A 20,958-nucleotide genomic window follows, 5' to 3' on the forward strand; every position below is an offset into this window, starting at 1 on the left:
AATATATTCTTGGGCTTTTTTGTTTCACTATTCTCGCTATGATAAAGCCACTCTTTTCCAACCTGCGAGAAAATTATGCTGATCGATTTACGCAGTGACACAGTCACACAACCTGATGTCGCGATGCGCAATGCCATGGCCAATGCCGAAGTCGGTGATGATGTGTACGGCGATGACCCGACGGTGAATGCTTTAGAGGCTTTGGCCGCCAGGTTATCCGGCAAAGAAGCCGCATTATTTCTGCCGACGGGCACACAAGCGAATCTGGTCGCACTGTTAACTCACTGTCAGCGCGGCGAAGAGTATATCGTCGGCCAAAAAGCGCATAATTATCTGTATGAAGCCGGTGGTGCCGCAGTGCTTGGCAGTATCCAGCCACAACCTATTGATGCAAATGATGACGGTACTTTGCCTCTGGATAAAGTCTTGGCGGCTATCAAGCCCGATGATATTCATTTTGCCCAAACCCGGCTGTTGAGTCTGGAAAATACCCACAGCGGCAAAGTCTTGCCACTGAGTTACTTGCAGCAAGCATGGGCATTGACCCGCGAGAAAAAACTGGCGTTACATATTGATGGTGCTCGTATTTTTAATGCTGCTGTAGCGCTGAATGTCCCCCTGAGTGACATTACCCAATATTGCGATACCCTGACAATTTGTCTATCAAAAGGGTTGGGAACCCCAGTTGGCTCGCTATTATGTGGCAGTGCAGAATACATTAAACGCGCACGCCGTTGGCGTAAAATGACCGGCGGTGGTATGCGCCAGGCGGGAATTTTGGCGGCGGCGGGGCTGTATGCACTAGAGCACAATGTCGCCCGGTTAAAAGATGACCACGATAATGCCCTCTGGCTGGAGCAACAACTGCGCTCATTAGGTGTGCAGATAGTGGCTCCGGGGGCGCAAACGAATGTGCTGTATATTCAGCAATCTGTCGAGGCCGCCGCTAAACTTGGCCCTTGGATGCGCGAGCATGGCGTATTAATCAGTGCTGGGCCAATCACCAGAATGATTACTCACCTTAATATCAGCCGCAGTGACCTGGAAAAAGTGGTGGCGTTATGGCGCGAGTTTTTAACCGAGCAGCGCTCATGACACCGCAACGGATATTGGTGCTGGGCGCCAGTGGCTATATTGGCCAACATCTGGTGCCAAAACTACGCCAGCAAGGGCATGCTGTCACTGCCGCCGCACGCCGTATCGAGTGGTTAAAAGAGCAGCCCTGGCCGGGGGTCGAGTGCCGTTTTGTCGATCTTTATCAGCCCTCAACCCTTATCGCCGCGCTACAAGATATTGATGTCGTCTATTATCTGGTACATGGCATGGGCGACGGGCAGGATTTGATTGAGCAGGAGCGCCTGGCTGCCACCAATATGAAAACCGCGCTCCAACAGAGCCCATCGGTAAAGCAGATCATTTACCTGAGTGCATTACAGCCGGATGATAACAGTTCCCCTCATCTGATTGCCCGCAAATTGACCGGTGACCTGCTGCGCCAAAGTGGTATTCCGGTGACCGAGCTGCGCGCCAGTATCATCGTCGGCCCCGGTTCTGCCGCCTTTGAAGTGATGCGCGATATGGTTTATAACCTGCCGATTCTAACGCCACCGCGTTGGGTGCGCTCAAAATCATCCCCGGTCGCGCTGGAAAACTTGCTGATTTACTTAACAGAATTACTCAATCATCCGTCAGCAGAAAACCGCATATTTGATGTCGCCGGGCCGGAATATATTAGCTATCAAACTATGTTCGAGCGGTTTATTGCTATCAGTGGTAAACGGCGCTGGCTGATCCCTATTCCGCTCCCCACCCGCTTTATCTCCGTTTATTTCATCAATATGGTGACCTCAGTCCCGACGCCAATTGCCAGTGCCTTGATTGAGGGGCTGAATCACGATTTACCGGCTGATGGCCAAGCTTTACAGGCGCTAATTCCCCAATCACTCATTAGTTTTGATGATGCCGTTAAAGAGACATTGCGCCGCGAGGATGAAGTGGTGGATTCGCCCGATTGGGGCTATGACCCCGAAGCTCGCGCCCGTTGGCGACCGGGTTACGGTTTTTATCCCAAACAGGCAGGTTGCACACTTTATACCTCCGCTTCCAGCGAGGCGCTGTGGCATGTCGTCCAGCAAATTGGTGGCAAAGAAGGTTATTTCTATGGCAATCCGCTATGGAAAACCCGCGCCTGGATGGATGATCTGGCCGGTGGCGGTGTTGTTTATGGCCGCCCGGAAAGAGAAACGCTGGAATTGGGTGATCTGATTGATGGCTGGAAAGTTATCACTCTCAAACCATTACGTCAGTTAGCCATGATGTTCGGCATGAAAGCGCCGGGACTTGGGCGGCTTACTTTTACTATCAAGGAGTTGGGTGGGCGACGCAGCTTTGATGTCCGGGCATGGTGGCATCCGGCGGGCTTTAACGGATTACTGTATTGGTTTGTGATGATGCCGGCACACCTGTTTATTTTTCGCGGTATGGCAAAACGCATTGCCACTTTGGCGGTGCAGTATGACCGTGAACAGCAATATGACCGCGAACAGCAAAAGTAATTGTGGTGAATAACGCTGCAAATTCAAGTAAGCAGGGGATTCTGATTGCATAGCGCTGCATTTCAAGAAAGAATGGCATCTTATTTGCTGGACGAATAATTCAAAGTTCTAGCATTCTGATTTTTGGTGGGAACCGAATTCGTTATGAAGATATTGGTCACCGGTGCAACCTGTGGGTTAGGCCGAAATGCCGTTGAATATCTCCGCCGTCAGGGTATCAAAGTCATCGCCACCGGCAATAATCCGGCGATGGGCGCATTATTGACAAAAATAGGCGCTGAATTTATTCATGCCGACTTGACGAATCTGGTTTCCGCACAGGCGAAAGCCATGCTAGCCGGTGTCGATACACTGTGGCATTGCTCCAGTTTTACTTCGCCCTGGGGCACTGAGCAAACTTTTGAACTGGCCAATGTCCGCGCGACACGCCGTTTGGGTGAATGGGCCGCCGCATATGGTGTGGAGAATTTCATTCATATTTCCTCACCCGCCATTTATTTTGATTATCACCACCATCGAAATATTCAGGAAGACTTCCGCCCAGTCCGTTTTGCCAATGAGTTCGCCCGCAGCAAAGCCGCTAGCGAAGAGGTTATTCAGCAATTAGCGCGGTCTAATCCGCAAACCCATTTTACTATTTTGCGCCCGCAAGGCTTGTTCGGCCCTCACGATACCGTGATGCTACCGCGCCTACTACAGATGATTAAATATTATGGCACCCTGCTATTGCCCCGTGGTGGTAATGCCTTGGTGGACATGACCTATCTGGAAAATGCAGTGCATGCCATGTGGCTGGCGACTCAAAGCCAGAACACACAGTCTGGTAGGGCCTATAATATTACTAATCAACAACCTCGCCCACTGCGCACCATCGTGCAACATCTGCTGGATGAGTTGGATATGCCCTGCCGTATTCGCTCTGTGCCCTACCCAATGTTGGATATCATGGCCCGAGCGATGGAGAAACTGGGCAATAAAGCCGAAAAAGAGCCGATATTGACCCATTATGGCGTCGCTAAACTTAATTTTGACCTGACATTAGATACCCGCCGTGCAGAATTAGAATTAGGTTATCGCCCGCAGGTATCATTGGATGAAGGGATTATTCGCACAGCCCGTTGGTTGAAAGATCACGGTAAATTACGTGCCTGACCTGCACTCCACATTTTCTTTGGCTATAGGCTACAATCACTTTCATAATCGATTTTTCACTTAAGGTCATTATATGAAAAAGAAAAATATTGCCCTGATTCTTCCTCTCGCCATTTTATTGAGTGCCTGTACCAGCAATGTCAGCCCAGCATTCAAGGATATCAGTAGCCGCACCACGCCTTGTGTTGATGGCGGGCCGGACACAGTAGCGCAAAAATTCTATGACCTGCGGATTCAGCAAATCGGCAATAAAAGTGGCTTACCCGATGATAATTTGTCTGCTCAATTTCGCCCTTATCTGAGTCAGGCACTTTATGAACAAATTCAAACCGCTAGAAAGCAAGCGGGTCACCGCCCGGCAGCCGCAGTGAATACCACACAAACCATCAATGGCGATATTTTCACCAGTTTGCGTGAAGGCAGCACCAGCGCGGATGTTGCCAGTGCTTCAACCATTCCCAATACTGATGCCCGTAATATTCCATTACGCGTCAATTTGACGCACCAATCGGCAAGTGGGCCGTCAGTGATGTGGCAAGACGAAGTGTTGATGATCCGCGAAGGAACCTGTTGGGTTGTCGATGACATCCGCTTTATGGGTGTTTCAGCCCCGGCCAGCAGCTTACGTCAACTGCTGGGTGATCACTAACCAGCCCAAAATGCAGCCAACACCGCTGAAATTTAAAAGAAAATGAATATCCCCTATAGATTTCGAATTGCAGGTAGGCGGCAAAAGAGTGCATCCCGATGAGCTTACACAAGTAAGTGATTCGGGTTAGCGAGAGCAGCCAACACCGCTGCAATTTGAAAGAAAACGAATATCCCCTATAGATTTCGAATTGCAGGTAGGCGGCAAAAGAGTGCATCCCGATGAGCTTACACAAGTAAGTGATTCGGGTTAGCGAGAGCAGCCAACACCGCTGCAATTTGAAAGATGACGGGGATCACTCTGTCAGATTTATTCATCGCATGACAAATTCCCTCCGATAGCTTTCAAATCCAAATGTTATGCTATTTTTTACACCCAATACTGGTTATTAATAAATTTTAACGCACAAAGATTGCATAAGTATGCCGCGGAAGTTACCATTCACGGCATCATTGGCTATTCAGATTTGGCGCATGAGTATTCAACTTAACGGAATTAACTGTTACTACGGCGTACACCAAGCGCTGTTCGACATTACATTAGACTGTCCTGCGGGCGAAACCTTAGTATTATTAGGGCCAAGTGGTGCCGGTAAAAGCTCATTGCTGCGCGTGCTTAATTTGCTAGAGATGCCGCGTTCAGGGACTTTGCAGATAGCGGGCAATCACTTCGACTTTTCCCAAGCTCCGGGCGCGAAAGCTATTCGCGAATTACGCCAGAATGTGGGGATGGTCTTCCAGCAATATAATCTTTGGCCACACCTCACTGTGGTGCAAAATCTGATTGAAGCCCCTTGCCGCGTGCTGGGCCTATCAAAAGATGAAGCTATGGCGCGGGCGCAAAAATTACTGACCCGCCTGCGTTTGACTGATTTTGTTGACCGCTTCCCGCTGCATCTTTCGGGTGGTCAGCAGCAGCGTGTGGCCATTGCCCGTGCATTGATGATGGAGCCGCAGGTTTTGCTGTTTGACGAACCGACAGCAGCACTTGATCCTGAAATTACTGCACAAATCGTCAGTATTATCCGTGAATTGGCAGGAACCGGCATCACTCAAGTGATTGTCACCCATGAGGTCGAAGTCGCCCGTAAAACGGCTAGCCGCGTGGTTTACATGGAAAACGGCCACGTAGTCGAACAAGGTGATGCCAGCCACTTTACACAACCTACAACTGAAGCTTTTGCCAGCTATCTGTCACATTGATATCTATTTGGGAATTTGCGATGAAAAAATTAATAATTGCTGCAGTCCTCGCCAGTATCAGTTTGTCCGCCTCTGCCGCTGAAACTGTCCGTTTCGCTGCTGAAGCGACTTACCCGCCATTTGAATTTATTGATGCCAATAATAAAATGCAGGGCTTTGATATCGATCTGGCTAATGCGCTGTGTAAAGAGATGCAAGCCGAATGTACCTTTACCAATCAAGCTTTCGACAGCTTGATCCCAAGTTTAAAATTCAAGCGTTTTGATGCGGTTATTTCTGGGATGGACATTACCCCTGAGCGCCAAAAGCAAGTGGCTTTTACCCAGCCTTATTATGATAACTCTGCGCTGTTTATTGCCGAAAAAGGCAAAGTGGCTGATTTAGCCGCCCTGAAAGGCAAACGTGTCGGGATGCAGAATGGTTCGACTCATCAAAAATATCTGATGGAGAAACACCCTGAAATTACCGCCGTCCCTTATGACAGCTATCAAAATGCCATTCTTGACCTGAAAAATGGCCGTCTGGATGCGGTATTTGGTGACACTGCGGTGGTCAATGAGTGGTTGAAGCAGAATAATCAATTAGCTGCGGTGGGTGACAAAGTCACTGACGCTGACTATTTCGGTACCGGTTTAGGGATTGCCGTTCGTCAGAACAACACCGAATTACAGGGTAAGTTAGATGCTGCATTGGCAAAAGTTAAAGCCGATGGCACCTATCAGACAATTTATAAAAAATGGTTCCAGCAGTAATTTAAGCACCCATGAATGAATTTCAACCTTTAGCAAGCGCCGCCGGTATGACCGTCGGCCTTGCCGTTTGTGCACTGGCCCTCGGCCTGGTTCTGGCGATGCTGTTTGCCGTCTGTGAATCATCACGATGGAAAGTCGTCAGTTACCTGACAACTGGCTGGGTCACCATTTTACGCGGGCTACCAGAGATTCTGGTGGTGCTGTTTATCTATTTTGGCTCCTCTCAGCTGTTGATGATGCTGTCAGACGGCTTTACCTTGAATCTGTATCTCTTTGAGCTGCCTATTAAGCTCAATATTGATGATTTTGAGGTTAGCCCATTCCTGTGCGGTGTTATTGCGCTGGCCCTGCTTTATTCGGCTTATGCATCACAGACTTTACGCGGTGCGCTGAAAGCCGTGCCTATCGGGCAGTGGGAATCAGGCCAAGCATTGGGTTTGAGTCAAACGGCTATTTTCTTCCGTTTGATTATGCCGCAGATGTGGCGTCATGCCCTACCCGGCTTGGGCAACCAATGGTTGGTGCTGTTGAAAGATACCGCGTTAGTGTCGCTTATCAGTGTTAATGATTTGATGCTGCAAACCAAAAGTATTGCCACCCGAACTCAAGAACCCTTTACCTGGTATGTGATTGCCGCGGCTATTTATCTGGTGGTGACTCTGCTTAGCCAGTATGTGCTCAAGTGGATTGAACTCCGAACTACCCGTTTTGAACGGAGCCCATCCTAATGCTGGAATTCTTACCCGAGATCCTGAAAGGGCTACATACCAGCCTGACATTGACTATTGCCTCCTTGTTGGTCGCGTTGGTGCTGTCATTGCTGTTTACCATTGTGTTGACGCTGAAAACTCCAATTGTCACGCCATTGGTTAAAATTTATATCACGCTGTTCACCGGCACCCCGCTGTTGGTCCAGATCTTTTTGATCTACTACGGCCCAGGGCAGTTCCCGGCCATCCGTGAATACCCGTGGTTATGGAGTTTGCTGTCGCAACCATGGCTGTGTGCAATGATTGCATTGGCATTGAACAGCGCGGCCTATACCACTCAGTTGTTTTATGGTGCGGTCCGCGCTATTCCTGCCGGTCAATGGCAATCCTGTGAAGCACTGGGAATGTCTAAGGCGCAGTCATTGCGCATCTTGCTGCCATTTGCTTTTAAACGCGCACTTTCCTCCTATTCCAACGAAGTGGTGTTGGTATTCAAAAGTACCTCACTGGCTTACACCATTACATTGATGGAAGTTATGGGTTACAGCCAACTGATGTATGGCCGGACTTATGATGTGATGGTATTTGGTGCTGCGGGGATTGTGTATCTGGTGGTAAATGGGTTGCTGACACTGTTGATGCGGTTGGTGGAGCGCAGAGCGCTGGCGTTTGAGCGGCGGAATTAAGATTATTTTTATCACCTGATGATTTAGTTACAGAATTTAGTGATCATCTTCGGTTGTTAGGGCTTCACAGCTCACCTGGCCTCCGATGAACCAACCGGCAAAGGGGCCTAAGCGTGGCCCCTTATGCAATCCCGCGCTTCGCACGTATCGCTAGCCTGCTTCGCAGGTGCCCTCGATTCATCATTTCGCTGGCGGGACGGCTTTATTCGCGTCCCTGCTCATGACGCCTAAATCCGCCGTCCATGGCGGATTTCCCTGGCTCCACTCTTCACTCGGCTGCTCAAATGTGCTTTAAAAATCAAAAAATAAAATCAAAAACTAAAGATAGTGTTTTGATTTTGAGCGCAATCAGGAATATTACCGACAAAGACGATGGCCCGAGTGAGCCGCCATGGACGGCGGCGAAAAGCGCGCTTGAGCAGGAGCGAATCGCGCTGGCTCGATAAGGCCAACGGCTGCCGGAGGGGACTGCAAATAGCAGTCATATTTCGCGCAAGCCGCAGGTGCAGGAGGGCCGGCTTGCCCTCCTGCTCGGTTGAAGCTGCGGAGGTCAGGTAAACAGCGGAGCCTTAACAACCGAACACTACAACAAAACTATCAACCGAAATCCAATCCAATCCAATCCAATCTCGGAGCATCCCTCTCTTTATCTCTTAAAAATAAAAAAACTAAATTTTTAATCACATTACTTGCATATAAATTCATAAAATGGCAATGTAAACCTCATCATTCATCCGAATAAATCGTGATGAAGCATCACAAGCTATAATAAAATCAATAATTAAGAACTTACTCTATTAAAAAAATTCAGACAGGAGTTTAAGCATGAAAAAGTTACTATTGGCGACAATCTTAAGTGGTATGGTGTTCAGTGCAACGGCCGCTGAAACCATCCGTTTCGCTGCTTCAGCAACCTACCCGCCTTTTGAATCCATCGGCGCCAATAATGAAATCGTCGGCTTTGATATGGATTTGGCGAAAGCATTATGTAAGCAGATGGAAGCCAACTGTACATTCACCAATCAGGCCTTTGATAGCCTGATCCCGGCGCTTAAATTTAAACGTTATGATGCTGTTATCTCTGGTATGGACATCACACCGGAACGTAGCAAGCAGGTGGCATTTACCCAGCCTTACTATGCCAACTCGGCCATTGTTATTGCCCCGAAAGGTAAATTCAGTTCTTTCGCAGACCTGAAAGGCAAGAAAATCGGGATGGAAAACGGCACCACGCACCAGAAATTTTTACAGGATAAACATCCAGAAATTCAAACCGTGGCTTATGACAGCTACCAAAATGCCATTATTGACCTGAAAAATGGCCGTATTGACGGGGTGTTTGGCGACACAGCGGTAGTGAATGAGTGGCTGAAAACCAATCCAAATCTGGCATCAGTTGGCGAGCACGTGACTGACCCGCAATACTTCGGCACCGGCCTTGGCATTGCTGTGCGCCCGGATAACACCGCGTTGCTGGAGAAACTGAATAAAGCCATTGAAGCGGTGAAAGCTGACGGGACATATAAGGCTATCAATGATAAGTGGTTCCCGCAGTAATACCCTTTGTACTTTCGCACTACAGCTTCAAGAGCGCAGGGTATACCCAAAGACATTGGCGTTGTAGGTAGGCGGCAAGAAAACGCATCCCGATGAGCTTACTCAAATAAGTGATTCGGGTAAGTGAATGCAGCCAACACCCCTACAGCGTCAAGGGCGCAGGGTATACCCAAAGACATTGGCGTTGTAGGTAGGCGGCAAGAAAACGCATCCCGATGAGCTTACTCAAGTAAGTGATTCGGGTAAGTGAATGCAGCCAACACCCCTACAGCGTCAAGGGCGCAGGGTATACCCAAAGACATTGGCGTTGTAGGTAGGCGGCAAGAAAACGCATCCCGATGAGCTTACTCAAGTAAGTGATTCGGGTAAGTGAATGCAGCCAACACCCCTACAGCGTCAAGGGCGCAGGGTAAGTAAGGATAAAACTTCATAGTGGGCGGTATGCGGAAACATATCAAACAACTGCACCCTCTCAATGCGATAGTTCGCTAACAAATTGATATCTTTCGTCATTGTCTCGGCATTACAGCTTGAATAGAGAATAAATTCGGGTGCCATTTGGCTGAGATATTCACACAGTTCGGCACCAATGCCGCGCCGTGGCGGATTTACTAACACCAATTGCGGCACTTGCTTTTCTGTGGTGGCAAAACGCGTCGAATCTAGCGCGGCAAAATTGACATTTTTTAACCCCAATTGGCTCGCTGACTGGCGCGCGCAGGCAATAGCTTCGGCGCTGATTTCAATGCCGGTAAGCTGGGTTTCAGTATCTGCACAATGCAAACCAAAACCCCCTACCCCACAGAATAAATCCCACATGCTATTGATATTCAGCTCTCGCACCCATTGGCGCGCAGTAGCATACAATGATGCTGCAACCTGCTGATTTGTCTGGAAAAAACTTTGTGGGCGGATGAACAGCGGCACTTGATTAAAGATCTCGGGTAGCGCCTGCTGCTCAGTTAATGGAATTTCCAGCTCCCCTTCCAAAATCGCCATATGCACCGGCTGAATATTGGCCGAGATAACGGCAAGTTGAGGTAATTGTTGCTGTAACCAGGGCAAGGCCGCCTGTAGCTGTGCCAATTTAGTGGGTGAGCGCAACACAAAGCGCAGCATTAACTCGCCACTGTAAGTGCTTTCAGTCAATAACAGGAATTTAAGCTCACCGCGCTTGCGCGCAACGTTATAAGGCGTTAGGCCCGCACGCGCAATAAAGGTTTTCAGCACTGCAAAAACGGGCGCAAAACTGGCGGGATAAAGTGGACACTCACATAAATCAACCGGGGTGCCATCGCGGTGCAACATTCCTAATAATGGGCGCTCAACACTGCCGCTAACCACCATTTTGGCTTTATTACGAAAAGCACTTTCCTGCCCGAAAACCGGCGATAGACATTGAGTAACGGCGTGACCAGATAACAGATTTTCTAAATGATGTTGTTTATCAGCCAGTTGTTGTGGATAAGGTTTATCCAGCCACTGACAGGAACGGCAGCTACCCGCCGTATATTGTGCGCAATGCATTAATAATTAACCGTTCTTAGATATTAACGTTCTGAGACATTAAATTGAATGTGCGGCCGAGGCCGTTGATAGGGCGAATTGTAGCACTGTGTTACGTTAAACACTCATTTTGACGACCGAAAATAGCGATGCCAAGGGAAAAACAACAAACCGAGAATCACCACGTCGGGGATCTTTTGTAGCAGTAGACTATGTAAAATTTCAGCGCCAGTATCGCCATCAATGCGGAAGACATCGACATCCAGCTCTAACCAGTCCAGTGACGCCATCAGTAAATAGATGCTGACCACCCATTGGCAAGCCAAATAGCTCCAGCGCGCCCAGTTTTGCCGCAAACATACTGCTACGCCACAAACTATTTCCAGCAACAGGATCAAGATACTGGCAATAAAGATCAGGGCGGAATCCCAGTATTGCAGGCTTTCAGCGATAAAACTGCCCGTACCTCTCCAGCCCAGCGTCGCCACCAAAAGGATTACGCCGAGGAAACGGGTCGCAATAATGGCGGTTCCGGCGATTAACACCGGGACAGGCGTGGTGGCGGCGGATGAAAATAACAATCTCATATTGCCCAGTTTGTCTCCCGGTTCGGGTTTTGTAACCTGATGTTATCCCTGACAATAACGCCGCTCGAAAGCGGCGTCAAAAGATAATGAAAGACTAACAGTTTTCAGGCTAATCAGCTATTTATTCACAATTAACCACTGATTAATAATTAATCACTTATTCACAATTAGCCATTTATTAATAATCAACTGCGGGCAGCTTTGCGTAATTCGCGCAACCGCTGCTTTTCCGAACGGGACATAAACCACCACGCAATTAAGCCGATAATCCCGACCACCAGCAAAATCAGTGTCGCCAGCGCGTTGATCTCCGGGTTCACCCCCATGCGCACACTAGAGAACACCAGCATCGGCAAGGTCGTTGCACCCGGCCCGGCGACAAAGCTGGCGATCACTAAATCGTCCAGTGACAGGGTAAAAGCCAGTAGCCAACCAGAGACTAATGCTGGAGCAATCATCGGCACAGTAATCACAAAGAACACTTTCAATGGGGTCGCCCCCAAATCCATAGCGGCTTCTTCGATTGACCGGTCTAATTCGCGCAAACGGGAACTGATAACCACCGTCACATAGGCGGTACAGAAAGTCACATGTGCTAGCCAGATGGTGAACATGCCGCGCTCCGCTGGCCAGCCAATTGCATGGCTCATGGCGACAAACAGCAGCAATAATGATAAACCGGTAATGACGTCGGGCATCACCAGTGGGGCTGTCAGCATAAAAGCAAAACCGTTCGAGCCGCGAAAACGGCCAAAGCGCACCATGACCACCGCCGCTATCGTCCCCAACACCACCGCCATGGTGGCAGAAGCCGCGGCGATAGTGAGGCTCAACCCCACCGCTGATATCATCGCCGAATCATTGAACAGCTCTACATACCAGCGGATAGACCACCCCGCCCACACAGTGACCAGTTTCGAGCTGTTAAATGAGTATATAACCAACATCAACATCGGCGCATACAAGAAGGTATAGCCGACAATCAAGATAATCCGACGCCAGACCGAGCGCACTTCCGGTAAGTTATTCATACCGCGCCTCCTGCTGCTTTATTTTGGTGCTTGTGGAACCAAATAATCGGCACGATCAGTAACACTAACATGACTGTCGCGACGGCGGAGGCCACTGGCCAGTCACGGTTATTAAAGAATTCTTGCCATAAAATACGGCCAATCATGATGCTGTCCGGGCCGCCGAGCAGTTCAGGGATAACAAATTCACCGACCGCCGGAATAAATACCAACATGGAACCGGCCACGATCCCCCCTTTGGTCAAAGGGACAATCACACTGACAAAGGTTTTAAAGGGTCTGGCACCCAGATCCGATGCCGCTTCGACCAATGAGTAATCCAATCGGGTCAGTGCGGTATAGATAGGCAACACCATGAAAGGCAGGTAGGAATACACCACGCCAATATATACCGCCAAATTGGTGTGCAGAATAATCAGCGGCTGATCAATAATCCCGGTCCACATCAGGAAGTTATTCAAAATGCCATTATTTTTCAGGATCCCCATCCAGGCATACACCCGAATCAGGAATGATGTCCATGATGGCAGAATAACCAGCAGCAATAAGATATTGCGTGTAGATGATTTGCTATGGGCAATCGCCCAAGCCAATGGATAGCCGATAATCAGACAGCATAAAGTGGATACCCCCGCCACTTGCAGTGATTGTAGATAAGCATCGATATACAGTGGATCATCAAGCAGTTGCAGATAGTTGCCGAGATTGAGCGAGATATCCAGCTTGCCGTCCAGCCAGGTCACTAGATCGGTATAAGGTGGAACTGCGCGCGCCATCTCCGCCAGACTGATTTTGAATACAATCAGGAACGGCAACATAAACAGCAAGAATAACCATAAATAAGGGATGCCGATGACCAATTTCCGGCCATGGGACATCTGGAAACGTTGAATCAGCGCTTTTACCGGCCTTACAGCTCGGGCCGATGGTTGTGCTGCTCCACGGGTGGATTTTGGTATCACAATATTTTTGCTCCCCAAACGATCAGCTACCTAAGACAACACAGCTGTCGGCATCCCAGCAAAGTTGTACTTCATCACCCCAAGTTGGCATCCCTTTACGGTAACGGTGGCCATTTTGTAGCTGCGCGGTAAGCATTTGTCCGCTGTGTAATTTCACGTGATAAATGGACAAATCACCCAAATAAGCAATGTGTACCACTTCACCGACCGCAAAGTTGCAGCCATCTTCCGGCACCTGTTCACACAACATCACTTTTTCTGGCCGCAAGGCGACAAAAACAGGCACGCCGTCAACCACAGAAGCATCCGAATCTACTTTCAGTGGATGGCGCAGGCCGGGGCTGTCGATAACCAATGCATCATCCAGTCGCTCTTTTAATACGCCCTCAAACACATTCACTGAACCGATAAATTCGGCGCTGAATCTGCTGTTCGGATGCTCGTAAATCTCTTCCGGTTCGCCAATTTGCACGAATTTGCCACGGTTCATAATGGCAATGCGCCCAGCCATGGTCATGGCCTCTTCCTGGTCGTGGGTCACCATCACGCAAGTTGCCCCTACGCGCTCCAGAATATCCACCACTTCGAGTTGCATGCGGTCGCGCAATTTTTTGTCCAACGCGCCCATCGGCTCATCCAACAACAGCAACTTTGGCCGTTTAGCCAGACTACGCGCCAATGCCACTCGCTGGCGCTGACCACCGGATAACTGATGGGGCTTGCGCTTGGCAAACTCTTGCATGTGCACCAGTGTCAGCATTTCTGCCACCCGGCTTTTGATTTCATTCGTGGGCAATTTGTCTTGCTTCAAACCAAACGCGATATTTTGCTCAACAGTCATATGCGGGAATAATGCATACGACTGGAACATCATATTGATTGGGCGCTGATAAGGCGGCACGTGCGACAAATCCTGCCCATCGAGGACAATCTGGCCCTGTGTCGGCTGTTCAAAACCGGCCAGCATGCGCAATAGGGTGGATTTCCCACAACCTGAAGCCCCTAACAGGGCAAAAATCTCGCCTTTGTAGATGGTCAAATTGACATCATCTACAGCGGCCTGACCATCAAATGATTTGGTTAAATTGCGAATCTCCAACAAGGGTGTAAACACCTTTTGGGATTTTGGCTGCGGGCGGGGAATGGCATCATTCACTCAGCGTGCTCTCCGTGAAAGCAGAACAGGCCGCATTCAAGCTGCGGCACAATAAAAAACAGGAACAGGAAGATAAACTCCCTGTCCCTACCATGGTCTATTTTACTTATCCATCAACGCGTTATCAGTGAGCAGCTCATCGCCTGCGGCTGATTCCCGCCAATGGTTTATTTACCACTTTTCACTTTGGTCCAAGCCCGGGTGATCACGCGATCAATTTTGGGATCTTGCACTTTTAATGTGAACATTTTAGCTCGCACATCGGCTGGCGGATAAATACCAGGGTTATCACGGACTTCTGCGTTCAGCAGCGGGGTCGCCGCTTTATTGGCATTGGCATAAAACACGTGGTTGCTGATGTTGGCAATCACATCTGGCCGCATCAGATAATTCAGGAATTGATAGGCTTCATCCTGATTTTTAGCATCCGCTGGCATGGCAAATACATCAAAGAAGGCTAGTGCCCCTTCCTTTGGAATACTGTAAGCCACATTCACACCATTTTTGGCTTCTTTGGCGCGGTTAGAGGCCTGCATGATATCGCCAGCCCAGCCCACAGCGACACAGATATCCCCGTTAGCCAAGTCATTAATGTATTGTGAAGAGTGGAAATAACGAATATTGGGGCGTAATTTTAATAACAATTCAGTCGCCGGGCCGGTGTAATCCGTGGCCTGAATACTGTTAGGATCTTTTCCCAAGTAATTGAGCACAGTAGCAAAAATCTCGCTTGGCGCATCCAGGAAGGAAACGCCACAACTTTTCAGCTTCTCAAGGTTTTCAGGTTTCAGCACCAAATCCCAGCTATTTACCGGGGCATCTTTCCCCAACACCGCTTTGACTTTCTCGACGTTATAGCCAATACCGGTAGTCGCCCACAGATACGGAATCGCGTATTTGTTATCCGGATCGTGCTTGCCGACCAAGGTCAACAACTCGGGATCAAGATTTTTGTCATTCGGTAATTTGCTTTTATCCAGCGGCTTGAATACGCCCGCAGACAATTGGCGCTCAAGGAAACTGGCTGACGGCACCACCAGGTCAAACCCAGTGCTCCCCGCCATCAATTTACCTTCCAACACCTCGTTGGAGTCAAACACATCATAGACAACTTTAATGCCGGTTTCTTTTTGGAAATTAGCCAGCGTATCTGGAGCGATATAATCAGACCAGTTGTAAATGTGCAGTGTTTTTTCTTCAGCAGATGCTGAGACGGACGCAGCCATTAATAGGCCAGCAGCAACACCCGATAACCACTTTTTACGTTGGGTGAACATCCGTTAACTCCTCCAAAATAGGGGGTAAATTAGTGCGATAAATGTGCATCCGTAGGATACAACGCCTTTGTCCTGCCGAGCGCTCTTTCCACAAATACCCTATGCATGACTATGCACTGTGGGTGATGATTAACCTAACAAGGATAATCACTGATTTTGCGGAGGAATATTATGCCCTTTGCAGAAAGAGCAGCATAACCGCAGTTGGTAATCCGCACCAGACTCTAGGGTAAAAAACGCCTTTTATCGATTTTTTATGCATATTCTATCTATGTAATGCGCCACTAATGGCATAAACGGCGATAAATATCTGGCAAAGGAGGGTAAAAAGCAGAATATCTTATGGTTTACGGGGGGGAATGACAGTGTGCCGCTGATGATCAGCAGCACTCTGATTATTGATGCACGGGAGTCAATTAATGTATGACAGGGTAAGCAGTGGCGGTTTGCGGCAACTCATCGTCATCACTGTTACCAATAAACAGTAAGTCGTTAGCGCGCGCCTCCAGAATGATCATCGAAATCTGCTCTTCGCACTGCTGCATAAAATAACCAAATTGCGCGAATGTCACCCCAACCTCTACAGTCAGTGACTGGCAGACAATCAGTTTTGGCAAATTATCGTCCTGAATATCAATAAAAGCCTTCACCGTCAGTGAGCTGGCGTTGATTTGGCTAAGATCCGCAACCAGCGGGATTAAGGCGGTCGGCCGCACTTCGGCCAGCGCTGAAAACAGGATGATGTTATCAACCAAATCAATTTTGGCATCAAACACCCCTTCAAAATTTTGCATATGTGGTAAATGCAGTGCCTGACAGGAATCGCACTCAAAAAATGAGATACCGAGTTGATCCAGCCAACGCCGTAATAAGGCTAAATCCGGGACGATGAGTGAATCCATAACTACCTACCTCACGATTCTCATAATATGAAAAGTGGAATAGCTTACGGAATATTGGCCGACAGCGCCACTTCAATCCCGACTAATTTAATGTCCCCAAAAAGACTCAATCATGGCCTTACCCAGATTTATTCTCTTTTTTGGTTCGCGCTTCTTCTAACTCTTTCTTTGATTGTGGCCTGGATACTCTATCAGCGCTGCCTAATAGCGGGCCAAAACCATGGGCTACACGCCAAACAATGCAAGTTGCCGCCGGGATCATCAAAGCAATCCCGATAAAAATCATCATGATGGCAACAGCCGGTGTCCCAATAGAGCCAGGTAGTGACACATAGTCATTAATACTTAAATAGGCCATGACCAATAACAACATCCCCAGCACTTCTGCCACGATAACAATACGGGGCATATCTCCTAATGAGCGCATTTTTACCTCCGACAAGCCCTCTATTCGCTTTTAACCAGTGTATTGAATCCTCACTATTTGTAACAGTATCGAGAAGCAAATAGGTAGGATTAATCAGATTAACAGGTAAATCCTGCTTTTTTTTCACTGCACCACAGGGCATAGTAGACCCAAGTGAGAGTGAGTAATACGCTAGAAGTTATTTAACAGTTGAATATATCAGTAACTGTTGACGAAGTGATTACCTCAATTTAATCAAGGAGTTTTACATGTTTGCTGTGATTTTTGGGCGTCCTGGATGTCCTTACTGTGTTCGTGCCAAAGAGCTGGCGGAAAAACTGGAAACTGAACGCGACGATTTTAAATTCCGTTACATCGATATTCACGCGGAAGGGATAACCAAAGCTGATCTGGAAAAAACAGTCGGCAAACCGGTAGAAACTGTGCCACAAATCTTTATCGATGAGAAACACATTGGCGGTTGCACAGATTTCGAAGCCTATGCTAAAGAAAATCTGAGCCTGTTCAAGTAATCGGCAGACAAACTGATCCGTTGGTGTGCCGCCAGTAACAGCCGCAGTGCCAATAATGATGAGTTTTATGCGAAAAAGGGCCATTGCGGCCCTTTTTTCTTACCTGTCATTGCTATCAACGCAGTCATCGCGGCCGACCAAAGTCACTTTATGTGGCTCATTCCCAACAGATAACCCTGCACTTAGTTAATAATTAAGCATATCCCTCTGGCAACACCAAACTTCCCGCTTACTACTGGCTGTCTCGCAGCAGACCGACTAGAATAACCCACGCTATTGCCTACATTTATATCCTGTCGGCGGTATTTTTTAGAATTAAACGGTTTTTAAATTACAAGATATGTGTCGCTCTGATTTAACATTAAGGGCGTATATATCGTGGATTATCCTGGCTGAATAGAAAGTCATACTCGTGAATATAAACGTCGCAAATTTGTTAAACGGCAACTACATCTTGCTGTTATTCGTGGTTTTAGCGCTGGGGTTATGCCTGGGTAAACTGCGATTAGGGCCTATTCAATTAGGTAACGCTATTGGTGTGTTGGTGGTATCACTGTTGCTTGGGCAACAGCATTTTACTATCAATACTGAAGCACTGAATCTGGGCTTTATGCTGTTTATTTTTTGTGTCGGTGTCGAAGCTGGCCCAAACTTTTTCTCTATTTTCTTCCGCGACGGCAAAAACTACCTGATGCTGGCTTTGGTCATGGTGGGCAGTGCGATGATTCTGGCGCTGGGGCTGGGTAAACTCTTTGGCTGGGACATTGGTCTGACGGCCGGGATGCTGGCCGGATCAATGACCTCCACCCCGGTGTTGGTGGGGGCTGGCGATACTTTACGCCACACCATCGCCAATAATCCGGCGCTGCAACACGCCCAAGATAATCTGAGCCTGGGTTACGCCCTGACCTATCTTATTGGGCTGGTCAGCCTGATTTTAGGCGCGAGATATTTACCCAAACTACAGCATCAAGACTTGCCGACCAGTGCTCAGCAAATTGCTCGTGAGCGCGGCCTTGATACTGACAGCCAGCGCAAAGTCTATTTGCCGGTTATTCGCGCCTATCGCGTTGGCCCGGAATTAGTGGCGTGGGCCGATGGTAAAAACCTCCGTGAATTAGGGATTTATCGCCAAACTGGCTGCTATATCGAGCGCATTCGCCGCAATGGTATCTTGGCGAACCCAGATGGTGACGCGGTGCTGCAAGTTGGCGATGAAATCTCGCTGGTCGGCTATCCCGATGCCCATTCCCGCCTTGATCCCAGTTTCCGTAACGGAAAAGAAGTATTCGACCGTGATTTGCTGGACATGCGCATTGTTACTGAAGAGATTGTGGTCAAAAACAGCAATGCCGTCGGTAAGCGCCTCAGCCACTTAAAACTGACCGACCACGGCTGCTTCCTGAACCGCGTGATCCGCAGCCAGATTGAAATGCCGATTGATGACAATGTGGTGTTGAATAAAGGCGATGTCTTGCAAGTCAGCGGTGATGCTCGGCGCGTCAAAAGCGTGGCAGAAAAAATTGGCTTTATCTCCATTCACAGCCAGGTCACCGACCTGCTGGCATTCTGCGCCTTCTTTATTTTGGGATTAATGATTGGCTTGATTACTTTCCAATTCAGTAATTTCAGTTTTGGTATTGGTAATGCCGCCGGTCTGTTAATGGCCGGCATCATGCTCGGGTTTTTACGGGCTAACCACCCGACTTTCGGCTATATCCCGCAAGGGGCGCTAAATATGGTGAAAGAGTTCGGCTTGATGGTCTTTATGGCGGGCGTCGGGCTAAGTGCAGGTGGCGGTATTAATAGCAGCCTGGGTGCCGTGGGCGGGCAAATGCTGATTTCCGGCTTGATCGTGAGTTTGGTCCCCGTGGTTATCTGTTTTATCTTTGGCGCTTATGTATTACGCATGAACCGCGCCTTGCTTTTCGGCGCAATCATGGGCGCGCGTACCTGCGCACCGGCCATGGATATCATCAGTGATACGGCTCGCAGTAACATCCCTGCATTAGGTTACGCCGGTACCTATGCCATTGCGAACGTGTTACTGACATTGGCGGGTTCATTAATCGTCATTGTCTGGCCGGGAATATTAGGCTAGTGCACTAAAAAAGACATTCGAGACAAAGCTAAACATTATTTTAACCTTTTTTCATTTCCCTAGAACTTTCTTACCAGACTGGGGTCTGATTTAGTGCCACTGCTTTTCTTTGATGTCCCCATATTGAGGAGCCCGATAGTCCCGCCTTCTTAGGTTCAAGACTATCGGGTTTTTTCTTGTCTGGAATCCAAGCCATTACCTATCAATATCTTACAACCGCTTCGCATAGCTATTGGCGATGAAATGGCGATACTATCATTATGGATCAAGGCTCAATCAATGGAATAAAACACAATACTCCTCCAGCTAAATCACCACCGCTCGTTATTAAATTGCCCAAATCGTTCACCGTGGGCGTAACAAAAACCGTCAATATCTGGAAAAAGGGTAATATGCCGAATATCAAAAGTCCCAGCTAAAAGCTCCAATGACATTCTTTTTAGGCTAGGAGATATAGCTATAGCTAAGAATGCATGTGGCTTACTATCAAATGCCAAACTTCCCATTTTATGTTCACAAACAGAGCTATATAAGAAATGTGCGCTTTGAGCTGCTATTCTCTTTGTTACTACAGGAGGTTGCCATGCTTGGGGATGACTATCATCGTCGTGTTGCCCCAGTTGAAATATTTTTTTATAGGGCCGATTTTCAAGTTTAGTCTCTACACCGCCTAATCCATCCGTATGTAAACCAAGCAGAATCCCTGTTTTATTCGGTTCTGATCTACAAGCAAACCATAGAGCTACTAAAATATTTCTTGAGAAATCAATCAATCTTGTAGCCGCACCATGATGTTGAAGTTTTGCGAGTAATTCAAAGTCTGAAAGTCTTCGTCCATTTTCATAGTCATAGCCTTGATGGCTAGCCTGACGCAGAAGCCAGTTCTCATACATCCTCATACCCCGCTCTGTTACTGAACTTGAGTCTAAATTCAAACGTCTATATGCAGAACTGTGAATAGGCCATTTGAGGTTAGCCTGCCCTCTCCACATATATACATTATTACGCCGAGCATTGTGTTTCTGTACTAATTCCAGTATCTGATTAAAATTTTCAGGTGACGCAATTGAACCAAATACTTCTGATTCTTTAACTTTCATTACCGATCCTATTTTTATTTGAGTGTAAAAAATCATTTCAAGCTTAGCTAAATATATTGCCTCACTATTTTCAGTTTGCGAATTTTAATTATCATTCTTGCAATCTGTGCTAGCTCTAGCCTGACTATATTTTT

21 protein-coding genes are annotated in these 20,958 nt (G+C 48.0%); 12 read left to right on the forward strand and 9 right to left on the reverse strand.

Annotation, left to right across the window (positions count from 1 at the left end):
* The first annotated feature begins 75 nt into the window (after nt 1-75).
* The 10 genes from ltaE to artJ (OVO64_RS01705) all read left to right on the forward strand — a co-directional run bounded on the left by ltaE (nt 76) and on the right by artJ (OVO64_RS01705) (nt 9,263).
* On the forward strand, nt 76-1,095 hold the full coding sequence (gene ltaE, locus OVO64_RS01660; protein WP_004389601.1) for a low-specificity L-threonine aldolase: 1,020 nt from the start codon (nt 76-78) through the stop codon (nt 1,093-1,095).
* Nucleotides 1,092-2,555 carry a DUF2867 domain-containing protein gene (locus OVO64_RS01665; protein ID WP_145509663.1) on the forward strand — a complete coding sequence of 488 codons (1,464 nt, stop codon included), beginning with the start codon at nt 1,092-1,094 and terminating at the stop codon, nt 2,553-2,555. Before ltaE ends, OVO64_RS01665 begins: the two co-directional genes overlap by 4 nt.
* Before the next feature lie 144 nt (nt 2,556-2,699).
* On the forward strand, nt 2,700-3,707 hold the full coding sequence (locus tag OVO64_RS01670) for an NAD-dependent epimerase/dehydratase family protein (protein ID WP_050291299.1): 1,008 nt from the start codon (nt 2,700-2,702) through the stop codon (nt 3,705-3,707).
* 73 nt (nt 3,708-3,780) lie between these two features.
* Nucleotides 3,781-4,356 (forward strand): lipoprotein, encoded by a 576-nt coding sequence (locus OVO64_RS01675; protein ID WP_038632035.1) that lies wholly within the window; start codon nt 3,781-3,783, stop codon nt 4,354-4,356.
* Between the two features lie 473 nt (nt 4,357-4,829).
* Entirely contained in the window at nt 4,830-5,558 is a 729-nt protein-coding gene (artP, locus tag OVO64_RS01680) for an arginine ABC transporter ATP-binding protein ArtP (RefSeq protein ID WP_038639446.1), read from the forward strand.
* Nucleotides 5,559-5,578: 20 nt separating this feature from the next.
* The gene (artJ, locus tag OVO64_RS01685; protein ID WP_004389595.1) at nt 5,579-6,310 is read left to right on the forward strand and encodes an arginine ABC transporter substrate-binding protein; all 732 of its coding nucleotides are present in this window, start codon (nt 5,579-5,581) and stop codon (nt 6,308-6,310) included.
* A gap of 11 nt (nt 6,311-6,321) precedes the next feature.
* Nucleotides 6,322-7,038: an arginine ABC transporter permease ArtQ gene (gene artQ / locus OVO64_RS01690; protein ID WP_038632033.1), complete on the forward strand. Its 717-nt coding sequence runs from the start codon at nt 6,322-6,324 to the stop codon at nt 7,036-7,038.
* On the forward strand, nt 7,038-7,706 hold the full coding sequence (artM, locus tag OVO64_RS01695; protein WP_038632031.1) for an arginine ABC transporter permease ArtM: 669 nt from the start codon (nt 7,038-7,040) through the stop codon (nt 7,704-7,706). Before artQ ends, artM begins: the two co-directional genes overlap by 1 nt.
* A 242-nt stretch (nt 7,707-7,948) precedes the next feature.
* Nucleotides 7,949-8,152, forward strand: a complete 204-nt coding sequence (locus tag OVO64_RS01700) for a hypothetical protein (RefSeq protein ID WP_038632029.1) — start codon at nt 7,949-7,951, stop codon at nt 8,150-8,152.
* Between the two features lie 379 nt (nt 8,153-8,531).
* The gene (gene artJ / locus OVO64_RS01705) at nt 8,532-9,263 is read left to right on the forward strand and encodes an arginine ABC transporter substrate-binding protein (protein ID WP_038632027.1); all 732 of its coding nucleotides are present in this window, start codon (nt 8,532-8,534) and stop codon (nt 9,261-9,263) included.
* Between the two features lie 396 nt (nt 9,264-9,659).
* Here artJ (OVO64_RS01705) and rlmC read toward each other — a convergent pair whose 3' ends face one another.
* From rlmC to OVO64_RS01745, 8 genes are all read right to left on the reverse strand, one after another.
* Nucleotides 9,660-10,790, reverse strand: coding sequence for a 23S rRNA (uracil(747)-C(5))-methyltransferase RlmC (gene rlmC / locus OVO64_RS01710; RefSeq protein ID WP_267248545.1), 1,131 nt, complete (start codon nt 10,788-10,790; stop codon nt 9,660-9,662).
* A 104-nt stretch (nt 10,791-10,894) separates the two neighbouring features.
* The gene (locus OVO64_RS01715) at nt 10,895-11,356 is read right to left on the reverse strand and encodes a YbjO family protein (protein WP_038632023.1); all 462 of its coding nucleotides are present in this window, start codon (nt 11,354-11,356) and stop codon (nt 10,895-10,897) included.
* A gap of 185 nt (nt 11,357-11,541) precedes the next feature.
* A complete protein-coding gene (potI, locus tag OVO64_RS01720) occupies nt 11,542-12,387 on the reverse strand; it encodes a putrescine ABC transporter permease PotI (protein ID WP_038632021.1) in 846 nt (281 codons plus the stop codon).
* On the reverse strand, nt 12,384-13,349 hold the full coding sequence (gene potH, locus OVO64_RS01725; RefSeq protein ID WP_050291412.1) for a putrescine ABC transporter permease PotH: 966 nt from the start codon (nt 13,347-13,349) through the stop codon (nt 12,384-12,386). Before potH ends, potI begins: the two co-directional genes overlap by 4 nt.
* A 22-nt stretch (nt 13,350-13,371) precedes the next feature.
* The gene (gene potG, locus OVO64_RS01730) at nt 13,372-14,505 is read right to left on the reverse strand and encodes a putrescine ABC transporter ATP-binding subunit PotG (protein ID WP_038632019.1); all 1,134 of its coding nucleotides are present in this window, start codon (nt 14,503-14,505) and stop codon (nt 13,372-13,374) included.
* A 167-nt stretch (nt 14,506-14,672) separates the two neighbouring features.
* On the reverse strand, nt 14,673-15,782 hold the full coding sequence (gene potF / locus OVO64_RS01735) for a spermidine/putrescine ABC transporter substrate-binding protein PotF (RefSeq protein ID WP_038632017.1): 1,110 nt from the start codon (nt 15,780-15,782) through the stop codon (nt 14,673-14,675).
* 416 nt (nt 15,783-16,198) lie between these two features.
* Complete coding sequence (locus OVO64_RS01740; protein WP_004389586.1) at nt 16,199-16,684, reverse strand: YbjN domain-containing protein; 486 nt, start codon at nt 16,682-16,684, stop codon at nt 16,199-16,201.
* 118 nt (nt 16,685-16,802) lie between these two features.
* The gene (locus tag OVO64_RS01745) at nt 16,803-17,111 is read right to left on the reverse strand and encodes a YbjC family protein (protein WP_038632014.1); all 309 of its coding nucleotides are present in this window, start codon (nt 17,109-17,111) and stop codon (nt 16,803-16,805) included.
* A gap of 248 nt (nt 17,112-17,359) precedes the next feature.
* On the opposite strand from OVO64_RS01745, the gene OVO64_RS01750 reads away from it, so the two are divergent.
* Nucleotides 17,360-17,623, forward strand: coding sequence for a GrxA family glutaredoxin (locus OVO64_RS01750; RefSeq protein WP_004389584.1), 264 nt, complete (start codon nt 17,360-17,362; stop codon nt 17,621-17,623).
* Nucleotides 17,624-18,035: 412 nt separating this feature from the next.
* A complete protein-coding gene (locus tag OVO64_RS01755; protein ID WP_050077825.1) occupies nt 18,036-19,724 on the forward strand; it encodes an aspartate:alanine antiporter in 1,689 nt (562 codons plus the stop codon).
* A gap of 311 nt (nt 19,725-20,035) precedes the next feature.
* Here the strand turns inward: OVO64_RS01755 and OVO64_RS01760 are convergent, their stop codons facing one another.
* Nucleotides 20,036-20,824: an FRG domain-containing protein gene (locus OVO64_RS01760; protein WP_267248546.1), complete on the reverse strand. Its 789-nt coding sequence runs from the start codon at nt 20,822-20,824 to the stop codon at nt 20,036-20,038.
* Nucleotides 20,825-20,958 lie beyond the last annotated feature (134 nt).

The sequence above is a fragment of the Yersinia sp. Marseille-Q5920 genome, assembly GCF_946902935.1.
In the GTDB taxonomy this organism is placed as follows: Bacteria; Pseudomonadota; Gammaproteobacteria; order Enterobacterales; family Enterobacteriaceae; genus Yersinia; species Yersinia rochesterensis.